Source organism: Kitasatospora sp. NPDC051853 (assembly GCF_044452665.1).
GTDB lineage: Bacteria > Actinomycetota > Actinomycetes > Streptomycetales > Streptomycetaceae > Kitasatospora.
This window is the reverse complement of record NZ_JBITBY010000010.1, coordinates 156,847-173,051: the sequence shown is the minus strand read 5'-3', so window position 1 is coordinate 173,051 and position 16,205 is coordinate 156,847. Positions and strand designations below refer to the sequence as shown.

The window sequence follows — 16,205 nt, the reverse complement described above, 5'->3', positions numbered from 1 at the left end:
CTCGAACTGGTGATCTGTCAGTTCGGCCGCCCCGACTGTCAGTCCGAGGGTGCATGGTGGTTCTCGCAGGGCGACGGGCCGAGGTCCGTCCGCCGTCTGTCCGCGCTGGTAGCTGCCCATGTGAAGACGCCTCTGCACCCAGCACGTCCCCTCCCACTCCCTTGCCACAGCTCTGCCTCCCGGCCGATCCAGAGGAGCTTTTGATGACCGCTCAGACCGCTCACGGGAGTGCTCCCGAGGCCGCCGAGGTGCTCCGCGCGCACGCCGAGGACGCCTTCGCCGCCGAGCTGGCCGCGCTCGCCGCCCAGGACGACCGGCCGCGCCCCGAGCGCTGGCGGCTCTCGCCCTGGGCGGTGGCCACCTACCTGCTCGGCGGCACGCTGCCCGACGGCACCGTGATCACCCCCAAGTACGTCGGCCCGCGCCGGACCGTCGAGGTCGCGGTCACCACGCTGGCCACCGACCGGGCGCTGCTGCTGCTCGGCGTGCCGGGCACCGCCAAGACCTGGGTCTCCGAGCACCTGGCCGCCGCCATCAGCGGCGACTCCACCCTGCTGGTGCAGGGCACCGCCGGCACCCCGGAGGAGGCCGTCCGCTACGGGTGGAACTACGCGCAGCTGCTGGCCCACGGCCCCAGCCGGGACGCCCTGGTGCCCTCCCCGGTGATGCGGGCGATGGCGCACGGCCAGATCGCCCGGGTCGAGGAGCTCACCCGCATCCCGGCCGACGTGCAGGACAGCCTGATCACCGTCCTCTCCGAGAAGACCCTGCCCATACCGGAGTTGGGCGCCGAGCAGCAGGCGGTCCGCGGCTTCAACCTGATCGCCACCGCCAACGACCGCGACCGGGGGGTGAACGAGCTCTCCAGCGCCCTGCGCCGCCGGTTCAACACGGTGGTGCTCCCGCTGCCCGGCTCGCTGGAGGAGGAGGTGGAGATCGTCAGCCGCCGGGTCGCCCAGCTCGGCCGCTCGCTCGACCTGCCGCAACTCCCGGACGGCGCCGCCGAGATCCGCCGGGTGGTGACGGTCTTCCGCGAGCTGCGGGCCGGCGTCACCGCCGACGGCCGGACGAAGGTGAAGACCCCCAGCGGCACCCTCTCCACCGCCGAGGCCATCTCGGTGGTGACCAACGGCCTGGCGCTGGCCGCCCACTTCGGGGACGGCGCGCTGCGCGCGGGGGACGTGGTGCCGGGCGTGGCCGGGGCGGTGCTGCGCGATCCGGGCGCCGACACGGTGGTCTGGCAGGAGTACCTGGAGGGCGTGCTGCGCGAGCGGGACGGCTGGAAGGACTTCTACCGCGCGGCCAGGGAGAACGCGCACTGAGCGGCGGCGGGTCGGCGGAGCGGCGGGAAACGATCGAGGGGAGTACGGAATGAGCGCGGCAGCGGAGGTCACCCTGCTCGGCGTCCGCCACCACGGGCCGGGCTCGGCCCGGGCGGTGGGGGCCGCCCTGGAGCGGCTGCGGCCGGACGTGGTGCTGATCGAGGGCCCGCCGGAGGCGGACGCGGTGGTCGGGCTGGCGGCCGAGGAGGGGATGGTGCCGCCGGTCGCGCTGCTCGCGCACGCGGCTGACGACCCGTCACGGGCGGCGTTCTGGCCGTTCGCCTCCTTCTCCCCGGAGTGGGTGGCGATCCGGTACGCGGCCGGGCTGGGTGTCCCGGTCTCCTTCATCGACCTGCCGGCCGGGCACGGGCTGGCGCCCGCTCCCGACCCCGTGATCGACGCTCCGGGAACCGGGAGCGGTGCGCCCGCCGTGGAGACGGTCGACGCCCCGGACGGCCCGGGAGTGCCGGGGGGCACTTCCGAGTCGTCCGAGGGTGCCGGGCAGGAGGCCGACGACGCGCCGGGCTTCGACCCGATCGGGGCCCTCGCGGCGGCGGCCGGGCACTCCGACCCGGAGGCCTGGTGGGAGGACGTCGTCGAGCACCGCCTCCCGGGCAGCGGGCCCGAGGCCGACCCGCTCGCCCCGTTCGAGGCCGTCGCCGAGGCGATGACGGCGCTGCGCGAGCGGTACCCGGCCGGGCGGCGGGACGAGCTGCGCGAGGCGTACATGCGGCAGGCGCTGCGGGCCGCCAAGCGGGCCGGGCACCGGCGGATCGCCGTGGTCTGCGGCGCCTGGCACGTCCCGGCGCTGGCCACCCTGCCGACGGTCGCGCACGACCGGGCCCTGCTGGCCACCCTGCCGAAGAAGGTCAGGACGGAGGTCACCTGGGTGCCCTGGACGCACCGCAGGCTCTCCCAGCACACCGGCTACGGCGCCGGGATCGATTCGCCCGGCTGGTACCACCACCTCTTCACCGCCGGGGCCGACGCCCCGTCAGGCCCCGCCGCAGGGGCGGGCGGTGCCTCCGGCGCCCTCCCGCTCTGGATGACCAGGGCGGCCGAGCTGCTCCGCGCCGAGGACCACCCGGTCTCCTCCGCGCACGTGATCGAGGCCGTCCGGCTGGCCGAGACGCTCGCCGTGCTGCGCGGCCGCCCGCTGCCCGGGCTGCCGGAGACGCTGGACGCGATCCTCTCCGTGCTGTGCGACGGCTCCGAGGTGGCGCTGGAGCTGGTCCGCGAGCGGCTGGTGATCGGTGACGCGCTCGGTGAGGTCCCGGACGGCGCACCGACGGTGCCGCTCCAGCGGGACCTCACCCGGCTGCAGCGCAGCCTGCGGCTCAAGCCGGAGCCCGAGCCGCGCGAGCTCGCCCTCGACCTGCGGAAGGAGAACGACGCGGCCCGCTCCCTGCTGCTGCACCGGCTGCGGCTGATCGGGATCGACTGGGGCACCCGGGCGCAGGACGCCGTCCGCGCCACCGGCACCTTCCGGGAGAGCTGGCGGCTGAGCTGGCAGCCGGAGTTCGCGGTGCGGGTCGCGGTGGCCGCCCAGTGGGGCACCACGGTGGAGGCGGCCGCCACCGGCCGGGCGGTCGAGCTGGCGGCCCGGGCCGAGGGCCTGCCGGAGCTCACCACACTGGTCGAGAAGTGCCTGCTGGCCGGGCTCCCGGCCGCCCTCCCGCCGGTGATGCGGGCGCTGGCCGACCGGGCCGCGCTCGACACCGACGTGGCCCAACTCGCGGCGGCGCTCCCCGCGTTGGTCCGCGCCCTGCGGTACGGCGACGTCCGGGGCACCGACAGCTCCGCGCTGGCGGCGGTGGCGCACGGCCTGGCCGACCGGATCTGCGTCGGCCTGCCCCCGGCCTGCGTCGGGCTCGACGCGGAGCAGGCGGGGGTGCTGCGCGGCCACCTGGAGGGCGTCCACGCGGCCGTCGCGCTGCTCGCGGCGGACGAGGCCGGCGGAGTGGACGGGGCGGCCGGGGCGGCCGTGGCCGATGCGGCCGACGGCGCGGACCCGGGTGCCGGCCGGGCGGCTGACGGTGTGTCGGCCGGCAGCGACGGCCGGGCGGGGGAGAGCGGTGGGACGTCCGGTGGGACGTTCGGAGGGGTGCCGGTGGCGCCGGGCGGGTCGCTGGCCGACCGGTGGGCCGGTGCGCTGCGGTCGCTGGTCCGGCGCCGGCCCGGGTCCCCGGTCGGCGGCGGTGGCGCGGCGGCACCCGGAGTCGCGGGCGCGGTGCCGGGCCTGCTGCGCGGGCGGGCGGCGCGGCTGCTGCTGGACGGCGGCCGGATCGACTCGGCGGAGGCCGGGCAGCAGCTCGGCCTGGTGCTCTCGCACGCCAACCCACCGGCGGACACGGCCGGTTGGGTGGAGGGCTTCCTCTCCGGCAGCGGCGTCCTGCTGCTGCACGACCCGGAGCTGCTGGCCCTGCTCGACGGCTGGCTGAGCACCGTCCCGGAGGAGGTGTTCACCGACGTGCTGCCGCTGCTGCGCCGGACCTTCGCCGCGCTGGAGGCGGGGGTGCGCCGTACGGTCGGCGAGCAGGTCGCGGCCGGGCGGCTCGGCGCCGCCGCGGGGCCGGCCGGTCCGGCCGACGTCGAGGAGCTGGACGGCGAGCGGGCGGACGCCGCGCTGCCCGTGCTCCGCCTCCTCCTCGGCCTGGAGCAGTCCGCGGCCGCCGCGCCCGTGGCCGGTGCCACCTCCGCCGCGGCCACCGACACCGACAGCGCCGCCCCCGCCGCCGGGGCCCGCCCCCGGATTCCCCGTCAGACCGACCGCAGGAGTGCCTGATGACGACCACCCAGCTCCCCGAGCCGCCGTCGCCGCAGTCGTCGCCGCTCCTGTCGGAGCAGGCCCGCCAGGAGCGGCTGCGCCGCTGGCGGCTGGTGCTCGGCGGCGAGGCCGACGGCACCGGCCGCACCCTGACCGGCCGGGACGCCGCGATGGACGGCGCGCTCGCCGCGCTCTACCGGGGCGCGGACGAGGGCGGCGCCCGTCCCCGCACCGGCGGGCCCCGCTCGGCCGGTCTCGGTGGCTCCGCCCCGCAGGTGGCCCGCTGGCTGGGGGACATCCGGGAGTACTTCCCGACCTCCGTGGTCCAGGTGATGCAGCAGGACGCGATCACCCGCCTCGGGCTCGAACGGCTGCTGCTGGAGCCGGAGATGCTGGAGGCCGTCGAGCCGGACGTGCACCTGGTCTCCACCCTGCTCTCGCTCAAGCACGCCCTTCCGGAGACCACCCGGGAGACGGCCCGGGCCGTGGTCGCCCGGGTGGTGGCGGACCTGGAGCGGCGGCTGGCCGACCGCACCCGGGCCACCCTCGGCGGTGCCCTCGACCGCAGCGCCCGGGTCAACCGCCCGCGCCACCGGGACATCGACTGGGGCCGCACCATCCGGGCCAACCTCGCCAACTACCTCCCCGAGTACCGCACCGTGGTGCCGGAGCGGCTGGTCGGCTACGCCCGGGCGCAGCGCTCGGTGAAGAAGGAGGTGATCCTCTGCGTCGACCAGTCCGGCTCGATGGCCCCCTCCGTGGTGCACTCGGCGGTCTTCGGCGCGGTGCTCTCCTCGATGAAGACCCTCTCCACCCGCCTGGTGGTCTTCGACACCTCGGTGGTGGACCTCACCGAGCAGCTCAGCGATCCGGTGGACGTCCTGTTCGCCACCCAGCTCGGCGGCGGCACCGACATCAACCGGGCCCTGGCGTACTGCCAGTCCCGGATCACCCGCCCCGCCGACACGGTGGTGGTGCTGATCAGCGACCTCTACGAGGGCGGCATCCGGGACGAGATGCTCAAGCGGGTGGCCGCGATGAAGGCGGCCGGGGTGCAGTTCGTCGCGCTGCTCGCGCTCTCGGACGAGGGGGCGCCGGCCTACGACCACGCGCACGCCGCCGCGCTGGCCGCGCTCGGCTGCCCGGCCTTCGCCTGCACGCCGGACGCCTTCCCCGAGATCATGGCCGCGGCCGTCGAGCGCCGTCCGCTGCCGGTCCCGGAGACCTGACGGACCGGTCTCCGGAGGGAAGGGGGAGCTGACGGAGTGTCCGAACCATTCACCCGGACGAGCGACGTCGGAGAGGGGCTCACGGTCGGTCCCGACCGCTGGTGAGCTGCGCCTGCGGCGCGCCCGGGGCGGTCGGTTGTGACGGTTCTCACCAAAGCGGAGCGGGCCCCGGGCGAAACACGCCGGTCGTCCGGGGATAACCTGCCATGCGGACGTGACGCGCGTGTTGATTGACGTGTGCGCCCGTGGCTGTGTGGGCCGCAAGGCTGTCTCTGCGTACCCGCCCAGCCTCGACGACCCGCAGCGAAGATCCTGCCGTGGCACGCTCGTAGAGACACAATCCGCGACCACGAACAAGGACAAACACGTGGACCTGTTCGAGTACCAGGCGAGGGACCTCTTCGCCAAGCACGGCGTGCCCGTGCTTGACGGCGATGTCATCGAGACCGCCGCAGACGCTGCCGCCATCGCGGAGCGCTTCGGCGGCCGCGCCGTCGTCAAGGCTCAGGTGAAGGTGGGTGGCCGAGGCAAGGCCGGTGGCGTGAAGCTCGCCACCGACCCGGCCGACGCCGTCGCCAAGGCCGAGGCGATCCTCGGTATGGACATCAAGGGCCACACCGTCAACAAGGTGATGCTGGCTCAGACGGCGGACATCAAGGAGGAGTACTACGTCTCCTTCCTGCTGGACCGCACCAACCGCACCTTCCTGGCCATGGCCAGCGTCGAGGGCGGCGTGGAGATCGAGGTCGTCGCCGAGGAGAACCCCGACGCGCTCGCCAAGATCCCGGTCGACGCCAACGAGGGCTGCACCCCGGAGAAGGCCGCCGAGATCGTCGCCGCGGCCAAGTTCCCGGCCGAGATCGCCGACCAGGTCGCCGACGTGCTGGTGAAGCTCTGGACCGTCTTCATCAAGGAGGACGCCCTCCTCGTCGAGGTCAACCCGCTGATCAAGTCCGGCGACGGCAAGATCATCGCGCTCGACGGCAAGGTCTCCCTGGACGAGAACGCCGAGTTCCGTCAGCCGGAGCACGAGGCGCTCGAGGACAAGGCCGCCGCCAACCCGCTCGAGGCGGCGGCGAAGGCCAAGGGCCTGAACTACGTCAAGCTCGACGGCCAGGTCGGCATCATCGGCAACGGCGCGGGCCTCGTCATGAGCACCCTCGACGTGGTCGCCTACGCCGGTGAGAACCACGGTGGCGTCAAGCCCGCCAACTTCCTCGACATCGGTGGCGGCGCCTCCGCCGAGGTGATGGCGAACGGCCTGGAGATCATCCTGGGCGACGCCGACGTCAAGTCGGTCTTCGTCAACGTCTTCGGCGGCATCACCGCGTGCGACGCGGTCGCCAACGGCATCGTGCAGGCGCTGGCCCTGCTCGAGGAGAAGGGCGAGGCGGTCACCAAGCCGCTGGTCGTCCGCCTCGACGGCAACAACGCCGAGCTGGGTCGCAAGATCCTGACCGACGCCAACCACCCGCTGGTGCAGCAGGTGGACACCATGGACGGTGCGGCCGACCGCGCCGCCGAGCTGGCCAACAAGTAAGGAAGGGGACTGAATCATGGCTATCTTCCTCACCAAGGACAGCAAGGTCATCGTCCAGGGCATGACCGGCTCCGAGGGCATGAAGCACACCCGTCGGATGCTCGCCTCGGGCACCCAGATCGTCGGTGGCGTGAACCCGCGCAAGGCCGGCACCACCGTTGACGTCGACGGCACCGAGGTGCCCGTCTTCGGCTCCGTCGCGGACGCCATCGCGGCCACCGGCGCCGACGTCACCGTGATCTTCGTTCCGCCGAAGTTCACCAAGGACGCCGTGGTCGAGGCGATCGACGCCGAGATCGGCCTCGCGGTCGTCATCACCGAGGGCGTTCCGGTGCACGACACCGCCGCGTTCTGGGCCTACGCCGGTTCCAAGGGCAACAAGACCCGGATCATCGGCCCGAACTGCCCCGGCCTGATCTCCCCCGGTCAGTCCAACGCGGGCATCATCCCGGCCGACATCACCCAGGCCGGCAAGATCGGCCTGGTCTCGAAGTCGGGCACCCTGACCTACCAGCTCATGTACGAGCTGCGGGACATCGGCTTCACCTCGGCCGTCGGCATCGGTGGCGACCCGGTCATCGGCACCACCCACATCGACGCGCTCAAGGCGTTCCAGGACGACCCGGACACCGAGCTGATCGTGATGATCGGTGAGATCGGCGGTGACGCCGAGGAGCGTGCCGCGGCCTTCATCGCCGAGTACGTCACCAAGCCGGTCGTCGGCTACGTCGCGGGCTTCACCGCCCCCGAGGGCAAGACCATGGGCCACGCCGGCGCCATCGTCTCCGGCTCCTCCGGCACCGCCCAGGCGAAGAAGGAGGCCCTCGAGGCCGCCGGTGTCAAGGTCGGCAAGACGCCGTCCGAGACCGCCCGCCTGGCCCGTGAGCTGATCTCCAAGTAAGGCTCACCGCACGGCAGTACGGCAAGCACCGAAGGACCCGCGCCCCCCGGCGTGGGTCCTTCGGCGTTGGCGGGACGGCTGCCCTGCAGGTGCGGCGGTCCCCGGTGGAGAGCCCTGCTGCCCGGTGATCAGGACCAGGTCATGTCGTACTGGACGACGACCTTGGTGGCGGGGGCGGCGGTGGCCGGGGTGCTCTGGGCGGCCAGGGCGGGGAGGGCGGCGGCGAGGGCGAGGGCGATGACCGCGGCAGCCTTGGCGACGGAGGAGCACAGCATGACGAGTCCTTACGGGAGCAGTGGTGTGTGGAGTGGCTCCGGAGTCCTGCGTCCCGCGGTGACGCTTTCGGCCTCCGGGCCGGCCGGCGGGGTGTCCCTTCCGGCGATCACTACTCTCGTCGCAGCTCAGGGCTGGTGGAAGGGGTCCACGGTGGACGGAAAGGGCCTTGGACCGTTCCGTCCACCGAGGCCGTAACCGGCCAGCCCGAGTTCCACGGCGGGGGCGATGAGCGGAGCGGCCGCCCGGCCGGGGCGCCAGCCGAGCAGGGTGGGGTGGGAGTGGACCGCCCGGTCGGCCAGACCGGCGGCCCGCTGCTCGGCCTGGTGCAGGTCATCGGCGATCAGGAAGAGTCCGACCACCGGGTGCGGCACCACCCGTTCGTGCACCACGACGTGCTCCAGCCGGTCCGACGGGCGCGCGGCCGCGCGGATCAGTTCGGCCGTGTCCGGGGGGAGTTCGCCTCCTTGCGCAGATTGCCGGAGTTCGACGTGGATGAGGTACATGGCGCCGACTGTGGCAGTACCTGAATCGGCTGAACAGGGGTGAAAGCTGGACGGTCTGGGCCTTGGCCCGAAGCGTCCAAACGTGATCGTCACATGACGGAGTGCCGTGTAATGATTTGCCGAATACTTCGTGGGAGAGCGATCTAGGTGGGGGAAATGCTCACGACTCTCGGACTCGATGCGGCTTCCGAAGCTGTCTACCGGACCATGTTGATACACCCGCAGGAGGGCGTGGCCGGTCTGGCGATGGCCGCCGGGCTCTCCGAGGAGGCCGTACGGGGAGCACTGGACGTCCTCAGCGAGCTCGCTCTGGTGCGGCCGTCCTACGAGCAGAGCGGGGCCCTGCGTGCCGTCTCGCCGGACGTCGGGATGGAGATCCTGATGTCCCGCCAGCAGGCCGAGCTGGCCGCCCAGCAACTGCGGATCGAGGCCTCCCGGGCAGCTGCCGCCCAGCTGATCGCCGAGTACTCGGAGATCCGCCCGGCCGCCGCGCACCCGGGTGTGGAGCAGTTGGTCGGGCTGGACGCGATCCGGGGCAAGCTCGCCTCGCTCACCAGGGAGGTCCGGGACGAGGTGATGACCTTCGCCCCGGGGGGCGGGCAGCCGCAGGAGAGCATGGTGGCCTCCCGGCCGCTCAACCAGGACCTGCTGGAGCGGGGTGTCCGGATGCGCACCGTCTACCTGGAGAGCTGCCGCAACCACCAGCCGACGGTGGAGCACGTCGAGTGGCTCGCCGAGCGCGGCGGCCAGGTCCGGCTGGCGCCTTCGCTGCCGACTCGGATGATCATCACCGACCGGTCCACCGTGGTGATCCCGGTGCACGGTGAGGACAGCGGAGCCGCCGCGGTGGTGCTCACCGGGCACGGGACGGTGACCGCGCTCTGCGCGCTGTTCGAGAACGTCTGGTCGACCGCCCAGCCGCTCGGCTCCTCCTCCGCCCCGGACGTCAACGGGCTCACCCCACAGGAGGCCACCGCCGTGCGGCTGCTGGCCGAGGGGTTCACCGACGAGGCGATCGGCAAGCGGCTCGGGGTCTCCCAGCGGACCGCCCGGCGGACCGCCACCGAACTGATGGAGCGTCTGGGCGCTCGCAGCCGCTTCGAGGCCGGGGTCAAGGCCGTCCAGCACGGCTGGCTGCCGAGCCGCCCCTGACCGGGGCCGCGCCGACCCGGGGGCCGGGCGGTTCCGGCGCTCCCCGGTGAGCCGCCGTCAGGAAGGCGGCAGCTCGTAGCGGAACGGGGCGTCCGCAGGGCCGCCGGGCCCGGCGGACGGGCAGAGCCGCAGCGGTGGGCAGGGCGCGGCGGGGACCGGTACCGGTACCGGCGGGAGCAGCGGTACGGCCGGGCCCGCCGCCGCGGGCGCCACAGGTGCCACGGGCGTTGCGGAGGCCACGGGTGTGGCGGGCGCGGCGACCGGCGGGGCCGGGGGCAGCACCGCCTCGGCCAGCGGGCCCGGGCCGGGGGTGGCCGGGGCGGCGTCGGCCGCCGGGGCGGGGTCGGGGGCCGGGCCCACTGGCAGTGGGCTGCCCGGCGTCGGGCCGCACCAGTGGCTGAGCAGGCCCGGCCAGACCGTGACGCCCGGCAGGGCGGGCCCCGCGCTCCCGCTGTCGGCGGTGGAGCAGACCGACGGGGGCGCGAGTGCGGGCTCCCGGAAGAGGGCTGACGGTCCGTTGCCCGCCAGGGTGGCCACGATGGCTCCCGTCATGCCCAGCGTGACCACCCCGGCGGCGGCCGTCAGCAGCCCGGACCGCAGCCGTCCGCGGGCCCGGAGCAGCCCGGGGGCGGGCGCCTTCGGCGCGGGGCAGCCGTGCACCGCCGCCCGGTGCAGCAGCCCGCCGAGGTGTTCGCCGAAGTCCTCCGCCGTCGGGTCGGGCCCGACCAGGGCCGGTACCGAGGCGGCCAGGGCGGCCCGCGCGCTGCGCACCCGCCCGGCCGCCGCGGCCGTACTGGACTCCACCTCGGCCGCCACCTCCTCGGCGGGCAGTCCGAGCGCGTCGTGCAGCACCAGGGCCCGCAGTTGAGGGCGGGTCAGGCGGCCGAGCGCCTTGAGCAGGTCGCGGTCGCGCGGGGTGAGGCCGTCCGGCGCGGGGGCCGCGGCGTCCGGGAGCGGGTGCACCCGGATGCGGCGCTTCGGCAGCCGCCACGGGTGGGACCGGCGCGGGCCGCCGCGGTGCCAGAACGCCTGCGCGGCCTCGAAGGCGTACGCGCGGGCCCAGGACTCCGGGTCCGGCAGGGCACCCACCTCCGGCCAGCGGCGGCCGGCCGCCGAGAGGGCCAGGTGCACGGCGTGCACGGCGCGGTGGCGGCAGGCGGTGAGCAGGAAGGTCTGTTGCACCAGCCGGGCGTGGGTGAGCGCGCAGAACTCCTCGAAGCCCTCCGGCCGCGGGTCCCGGACGGTCCCGGATTCGGCCACGGTCCCGGGGACGACCGTGGGTTCGGGGGCGGGTGTGACGGCGGCGGGCGCGGGCGCCGGGGCGAGCAGGGCGGCCGCGGCGGTGGCCTCCGCGCGGGTGTGCACGCCGAGCTTGCGCATCGCCCGGTGCAGGTGGGTGCGGGCCGTGCTGGTGGGGACGCCGAGGGCCTCGGCGATGGCCCGGGTGTCCCGGCCGGAGGCGAGCAGGGCGAGGGCGTGTGCCTCACGGGGCGTCAGCAGCCGGAGCAGCCGGGCCGGATCGGTGTGCGGACGTGCGGGCGCGGGGGAGGTCACCGCGCCTCCCGGGGCGGGGGGCCGGGCTGGACGCGGGCTCGGACCGGGACTAGGCACATAAGGCGATAATCCGGGACACGGCGGAGCTTCGCCTCTTCACGGGGCACAACGGGTGATCTTGGGAGCATGAGGCCCATGACGCAGCTGATGGGCCGTCCGATCCTGGGCCTGCCGGGCGAACTGGGAGTCCGCCCCTTCCTCGCCGACCTGCTGGCCGGAGTCCGCACCGCGCTGCTCACCCTGGCCCTGGTGGCCGTGCCGGTGCTGGCCCTCTGGGTGGTCACCCCGTACGCGGACGACACCGCCGCCGGGGCCGGGCGGGTGGCCGGCGCACTCTGGCTGCTCGGCCACGGGGCCCCGCTCACCCGGGGCCCGGCCGGCGTCCCGCTGACCCTCACCCCGCTGCTGCCCACCGTGGTCACCGCCGTGCTGCTGGTCCGTACGGGGCAGCGCCTGGGGCGGCGCGAACGCCTGCACTGGCGCGCGCCGTTGGCCGTGTGCGCCGGGTACCTGACGGTGGCGCTGGCCGCCGTCGCGCACTGCTCGGGGGAGGGGGAGCTGCGGGCCCGCCCGCTGCCCGACCTGGCGGCGGTCGCGCTGCTGGTGGCGGTCTCGCTCGGGGCGGGGGTCGGCTCGGTGAACGGCCGGCTGCGGCTGCCGGCCCGCCTCGGGCCGTCGGAGCGGTGGACCGGGTGGGTGCCGGAGCGGGCCCGGCCCGGCGGCGGCGGTCCGGCGGTGCTGCGGGCCGTGGCGGCGGGTGTGCTCGGTCTGGTCGGGGCGGGCGGGGCGGTGTTCGGCGGGGCGTTGCTGCTCGGGCTGGGCGCGGCGGGGCGGTCGGCGGCGGACTTCGGCGGCGGGCCCGCGACGGTCGGCGGGCTGACCCTGGCCTGTGCGCTGCTGGTGCCCAACGCGGTGCTCTGGGCCGCCGGTTACGCCCTCGGGCCGGGCTTCGCGGTCGGGACGGGCACGGTGGTCGCGCCGCTCGGGGCCCGGGTCGGGGAGGTGCCGGACTTCCCGCTCTTCGCACTGCTGCCGGAGAGCGGGGCGCCGGGGTGGTGGCCGGTGGTCTGCGTCCTGCCGCTGCTGGCCGGGCTGGTCCCGGCGGCCCTGCTCGGGCGGGCGGCCGTGCAGGGGGGATGGCACCCGGTGGCCACCGCGCTGGCCGCGCTGGGCAGTTCGCTGCTGGCCGGAGCCGCGGTGGGGCTCGCCGCCTGGGCCGCGGGCGGCGCACTGGCCGCCGACCGGATGGCCGACCTGGGGCCGGTCCCCTGGCAGTCCGCCCTCGCCGCCACCGCCTGGCTGGCCGTCACCACCGTCCCCGGAGCCCTGCTGGCCCGCACCTGGCCGGCCCTGACCACCCGTCACCTCCCGCGCGTCCGCCGGACCACCCACGCGGCGGTCGTCCGGCTCTCCGAGCTGGGCGTTCGCAGAACCGGGTGAGCGGCGGCACGTGCGACCGGCTCGCCCGCCCCGATCCAGCGCTGGGCCGCCTGCCGGACCCGCGCAGTGCCCCGGGCCCCCGGGATCACCGCCTCCGCACCGGCCGCGGCAGCACCCTCGGCGGTGGGCTACCGCCCCGGGTTGTACAGGTTGACGATGATGCTCGGGGCGAGGTTGTCGCAGCTGTCGGCGGCCTGGGCGGTCAGGGCCTCGCTGACGCAGGTCACGTAGTCCTGGTAGTAGAGCGTGACGCCCAACGAGGCCAGCACGAAGAGGACCGTGACGCCTCCCGTGACGAGGCCGCCGACCGCGGCGGGGGTCTGCGGGCGGACGGGCTGCGGCCCGGCGGCCGAGGGGGTGGCGTCGGGGTTGGGGCGGTGGTTGGCGCGCAGGGTGCTGATGCCCCAGTAGGCGGCCAGGGCGCCGAGCAGCAGGGCGACGTAGGGGATGCCGAGGACCACGCAGAACAGCCCGCCCATGCCGGCCATCAGCGCGTGCCGGGAGCGGCGCTGGACGGGGTCGTTGGGGTCGAACTTGGGCTGCGGCGGGGCCGGCGGCGGGGTGCCCCAGCCGTTGCCCCGGTGGCCGGGGCTCCAGGGGTGCGGCGGCGGGACCAGGCCGCGGTCGTCCTCGCCCTCGGGGGAGGAGGAGCCGGGCGGCGGGGTGCGCGGCTGCCAGGGCTGGTCGGGGGCATCCGCCGGCGGCGGCGCGAACGGGTTGCGCTCGCCGGTGTCGTCTCCGCTGCTCATCTGTCAGCCAAATCCTTCGTCGTGGTGGTCGGGCCGGGGGTGGAACCGGGGGCGGACCCGGGTGGGCCGGGTCAATGATCCCGCAGGGGTGTGCGGGAGTCACACGGGTGTGGTGGATCAGCGCGCCGCGAGATCCCCGTCTCAACTACGCGCGTAGCGTTGCCGGGCGGTTACGAGGGCCCTCCGACCAGCCGTTATCGTGGTGACGGTCGACGCCCGGACCAGTGCCTCGCCTGGCAGGTCATGACCCGTCGCGCCGCCCGGCACGCACTCTCGCCGCACCGGCCGAAAAGCCAAGTAGCTCCGCTACGAGGCCTCCCGGTCGGCACGCCGAGAGCACGCACCGAACGACGCTCCTCATGGGTCATAACCTGCCAGGCGAGGCACTGGTTCCCGGCCCGACCAGGCGCCGCCCGTAGTGGCCCCACCGACGGTGGACGTACCAGCGGGCACCCGACCGACGGAGATTCGCGCAGTGGCCGCTGCTTCCGCCCAGTCCACCCCGACCGAAGCCCCGACTGACGCCGTGCAGACCTTCCCGCCGCGGACCCCGGGCCCCACCCGTCTCGTGGTGCTGGTCTCCGGATCGGGCACCAACCTCCAGGCGCTGATCGACGCCGTGACCCCCGCCTACGGCGCGGAGATCGTCGCCGTCGGAGCGGACCGGGACGGCATCGCGGGCCTGGAGCGCGCGGAGAAGGCGGGCATCCCGTCCTTCGTGGAACGGATCAAGGACCACCCGGACCGGGCCGCCTGGGACGCCGCGCTGACCGCGGCGGTGGCCGCGTATGCGCCGGACCTGGTGGTCACCGCCGGGTTCATGAAGATCCTCGGCCCGGAGTTCGTGGCCGCCTTCGCCGGACGGATCGTCAACACCCACCCCGCGCTGCTGCCCGCCTTCCCGGGTGCGCACGGCGTGACCGACGCGCTCGCGTACGGGGTGAAGGTGACCGGCTGCACCGTCCACCTGGTGGACGGCGGCGTGGACACCGGCCCGATCATCGCCCAGGGTGTGGTCGAGGTCGAGGAGACCGACCACGCGGACGGCGGGGACGCCCTGCACGAGCGCATCAAGACTGTCGAGCGCCAGCTGCTCGTCGACGTCGTGGGCCGCCTGGCCCGCGAGGGTCACCGCATCGAGGACCGAAAGGTATGGATTCCGGCATGAGTGCCAGCTCCACCACGCCCCCCGTCTCGGAGAACGTCCGCCCGATCCGCCGCGCGCTGATCAGCGTGTACGACAAGACCGGTCTGGAGGAGCTGGCCCAGGGCCTGCACGCCGCCGGGGTCACCATCGTCTCCACCGGCTCGACCGCGGGCCGGATCGCCGCGGCCGGCGTGCCGGTCACCGAGGTCTCCGAGCTGACCGGGTTCCCGGAGTGCCTGGACGGCCGGGTCAAGACCCTGCACCCCCGGGTGCACGCCGGCGTGCTGGCCGACCTCCGCCTGGAGTCGCACCGCGCGCAGCTGGCCGAGCTGGAGATCGAGCCCTTCGACCTGGTCGTGGTGAACCTCTACCCGTTCACCGCCACCGTGGCCTCCGGCGCCACCCCGGACGAGTGCGTCGAGCAGATCGACATCGGCGGCCCGTCGATGGTCCGCGCCGCCGCCAAGAACCACCCCTCGGTGGCCGTGGTGGTCGACCCGGCCCGCTACGCGGACGTCCTGACGGCCGTTCAGGGCGGCGGCTTCGACCTGCTGACCCGCAAGCGCCTGGCCGGTGCGGCGTTCGCGCACACCGCCGCCTACGACGTCGCGGTGGCCTCCTGGTTCGAGGGCTCGGGCTACACCGAGGCCACCGAGGGCTTCCCCGCCTTCCTGGGCGCCACCTACGAGCGCCAGAACGTGCTCCGCTACGGCGAGAACCCGCACCAGCAGGCGGCCCTCTACACCGACGGCACGGGCGGCCTGGCCGGCGCCGAGCAGCTGCACGGCAAGGAGATGTCGTACAACAACTACGTGGACACCGACGCCGCCCGCCGGGCCGCGTACGACCACGCCGAGCCGGCCGTCGCGATCATCAAGCACGCCAACCCGTGCGGCATCGGCACTGGTGCGGACGTCGCCGAGGCGCACCGCAAGGCGCACGCCTGTGACCCGCTCTCCGCCTTCGGCGGCGTGATCGCGGTGAACCGTCCGGTCACCGTCGAGCTGGCCGAGCAGATCGCCGAGATCTTCACCGAGGTCGTCGTCGCCCCGGCGTACGAGGACGGCGCCGTCGAGGTGCTGGCCCGGAAGAAGAGCATCCGGGTGCTGCGCGCCCCCGAGGCCCCGGCCAACGCGGTCGAGGTCCGGCCGATCTCCGGCGGCGCCCTGCTGCAGCAGGTCGACCGGGTGGACGCCGCGGGTGACGAGCCGTCGACCTGGACGCTGGCCACCGGCGAGGCGCTCTCCGAGGCCGAGCTGGCCGAGCTGGCCTTCGCCTGGCGGGCCTGCCGGGCCGTCAAGTCCAACGCGATCCTGCTGGCCAAGGACGGCGCCTCGGTCGGCGTCGGCATGGGCCAGGTCAACCGGGTCGACTCGGCCAAGCTCGCGGTCGAGCGGGCCGGCGAGCGGGCGCAGGGCTCGTACGCCGCCTCGGACGCGTTCTTCCCGTTCCCGGACGGCCTCCAGGTGCTGCTGGACGGCGGCGTCAAGGCCGTGGTCCAGCCCGGTGGTTCGGTCCGCGACGACGAGGTCATCGCCGCCGCGAAGGCGGCCGGCGTGACGATGTACCTGACCGGGACCCGGCACTTCTTCCACTGAGTGCCCCCGGCCCGCCGCGCCGACTGA

General features: G+C 74.8%; 13 protein-coding genes. 9 read left to right on the top strand and 4 right to left on the bottom strand.

All coding sequences use genetic code 11. The features are described 5' to 3' along the window. Positions 1-203: 203 nt before the first annotated feature. The 5 genes from ACIA8O_RS27850 (at position 204) to sucD (ending at position 7,759) form a co-directional block, all read left to right on the top strand. Entirely contained in the window at positions 204-1,322 is a 1,119-nt protein-coding gene (locus tag ACIA8O_RS27850; protein WP_396296731.1) for an AAA family ATPase, read from the top strand. Between the two features lie 49 nt (positions 1,323-1,371). After that, a complete protein-coding gene (locus tag ACIA8O_RS27845; protein ID WP_396296730.1) occupies positions 1,372-4,107 on the top strand; it encodes a DUF5682 family protein in 2,736 nt (911 codons plus the stop codon). Beyond that, positions 4,107-5,318 carry a VWA domain-containing protein gene (locus ACIA8O_RS27840; protein ID WP_396296729.1) on the top strand — a complete coding sequence of 404 codons (1,212 nt, stop codon included), beginning with the start codon at positions 4,107-4,109 and terminating at the stop codon, positions 5,316-5,318. The genes ACIA8O_RS27845 and ACIA8O_RS27840 overlap by 1 nt, the downstream gene beginning before the upstream one ends. 367 nt (positions 5,319-5,685) lie before the next feature. After that, complete coding sequence (sucC, locus tag ACIA8O_RS27835) at positions 5,686-6,858, top strand: ADP-forming succinate--CoA ligase subunit beta (protein ID WP_396296728.1); 1,173 nt, start codon at positions 5,686-5,688, stop codon at positions 6,856-6,858. Positions 6,859-6,874: 16 nt separating this feature from the next. Continuing rightward, positions 6,875-7,759, top strand: a complete 885-nt coding sequence (gene sucD / locus ACIA8O_RS27830; RefSeq protein WP_396296727.1) for a succinate--CoA ligase subunit alpha — start codon at positions 6,875-6,877, stop codon at positions 7,757-7,759. A 128-nt stretch (positions 7,760-7,887) separates the two neighbouring features. On the opposite strand, the gene ACIA8O_RS27825 is transcribed toward sucD, so the two are convergent. Both ACIA8O_RS27825 and ACIA8O_RS27820 read right to left on the bottom strand, forming a co-directional pair. Next, positions 7,888-8,034: a hypothetical protein gene (locus tag ACIA8O_RS27825; RefSeq protein WP_396296726.1), complete on the bottom strand. Its 147-nt coding sequence runs from the start codon at positions 8,032-8,034 to the stop codon at positions 7,888-7,890. A gap of 126 nt (positions 8,035-8,160) precedes the next feature. Continuing rightward, entirely contained in the window at positions 8,161-8,538 is a 378-nt protein-coding gene (locus tag ACIA8O_RS27820) for a hypothetical protein (protein ID WP_396296725.1), read from the bottom strand. A gap of 156 nt (positions 8,539-8,694) precedes the next feature. Between ACIA8O_RS27820 and ACIA8O_RS27815 the strand changes: the two genes are divergently transcribed. Next, on the top strand, positions 8,695-9,690 hold the full coding sequence (locus ACIA8O_RS27815; protein WP_396296724.1) for a LuxR C-terminal-related transcriptional regulator: 996 nt from the start codon (positions 8,695-8,697) through the stop codon (positions 9,688-9,690). Between the two features lie 57 nt (positions 9,691-9,747). Here ACIA8O_RS27815 and ACIA8O_RS27810 read toward each other — a convergent pair whose 3' ends face one another. Next, positions 9,748-11,244 carry a sigma factor-like helix-turn-helix DNA-binding protein gene (locus tag ACIA8O_RS27810; RefSeq protein WP_396296723.1) on the bottom strand — a complete coding sequence of 499 codons (1,497 nt, stop codon included), beginning with the start codon at positions 11,242-11,244 and terminating at the stop codon, positions 9,748-9,750. A 135-nt stretch (positions 11,245-11,379) separates the two neighbouring features. Here ACIA8O_RS27810 and ACIA8O_RS27805 point away from each other — a divergent pair, with 135 nt between their 5' ends. Further along, the gene (locus tag ACIA8O_RS27805) at positions 11,380-12,684 is read left to right on the top strand and encodes a DUF6350 family protein (protein WP_396296722.1); all 1,305 of its coding nucleotides are present in this window, start codon (positions 11,380-11,382) and stop codon (positions 12,682-12,684) included. A 128-nt stretch (positions 12,685-12,812) separates the two neighbouring features. Here the strand turns inward: ACIA8O_RS27805 and ACIA8O_RS27800 are convergent, their stop codons facing one another. Further along, the gene (locus ACIA8O_RS27800) at positions 12,813-13,433 is read right to left on the bottom strand and encodes a hypothetical protein (protein WP_396296721.1); all 621 of its coding nucleotides are present in this window, start codon (positions 13,431-13,433) and stop codon (positions 12,813-12,815) included. A gap of 526 nt (positions 13,434-13,959) precedes the next feature. On the opposite strand from ACIA8O_RS27800, the gene purN reads away from it, so the two are divergent. Further along, positions 13,960-14,601, top strand: coding sequence for a phosphoribosylglycinamide formyltransferase (purN, locus tag ACIA8O_RS27795; RefSeq protein ID WP_396296916.1), 642 nt, complete (start codon positions 13,960-13,962; stop codon positions 14,599-14,601). After that, positions 14,598-16,178, top strand: a complete 1,581-nt coding sequence (gene purH, locus ACIA8O_RS27790; RefSeq protein ID WP_396296720.1) for a bifunctional phosphoribosylaminoimidazolecarboxamide formyltransferase/IMP cyclohydrolase — start codon at positions 14,598-14,600, stop codon at positions 16,176-16,178. Before purN ends, purH begins: the two co-directional genes overlap by 4 nt. Positions 16,179-16,205 lie beyond the last annotated feature (27 nt).

Excerpts from the sequence above, each read along its gene's own strand:
- ACIA8O_RS27850 (WP_396296731.1), top strand. The coding sequence starts at position 204 with ATGACCGCTCAGACCGCTCACGGGAGTGCTCCCGAGGCCGCCGAGGTG.
- ACIA8O_RS27845 (WP_396296730.1), top strand. The coding sequence starts at position 1,372 with ATGAGCGCGGCAGCGGAGGTCACCCTGCTCGGCGTCCGCCACCACGGG.
- ACIA8O_RS27840 (WP_396296729.1), top strand. The coding sequence starts at position 4,107 with ATGACGACCACCCAGCTCCCCGAGCCGCCGTCGCCGCAGTCGTCGCCG.
- sucD (WP_396296727.1), top strand. The coding sequence starts at position 6,875 with ATGGCTATCTTCCTCACCAAGGACAGCAAGGTCATCGTCCAGGGCATG.
- ACIA8O_RS27825 (WP_396296726.1), bottom strand. The coding sequence starts at position 8,034 with ATGCTGTGCTCCTCCGTCGCCAAGGCTGCCGCGGTCATCGCCCTCGCC.
- ACIA8O_RS27820 (WP_396296725.1), bottom strand. The coding sequence starts at position 8,538 with ATGTACCTCATCCACGTCGAACTCCGGCAATCTGCGCAAGGAGGCGAA.
- ACIA8O_RS27815 (WP_396296724.1), top strand. The coding sequence starts at position 8,695 with ATGCTCACGACTCTCGGACTCGATGCGGCTTCCGAAGCTGTCTACCGG.
- ACIA8O_RS27805 (WP_396296722.1), top strand. The coding sequence starts at position 11,380 with ATGACGCAGCTGATGGGCCGTCCGATCCTGGGCCTGCCGGGCGAACTG.
- ACIA8O_RS27800 (WP_396296721.1), bottom strand. The coding sequence starts at position 13,433 with ATGAGCAGCGGAGACGACACCGGCGAGCGCAACCCGTTCGCGCCGCCG.
- purH (WP_396296720.1), top strand. The coding sequence starts at position 14,598 with ATGAGTGCCAGCTCCACCACGCCCCCCGTCTCGGAGAACGTCCGCCCG.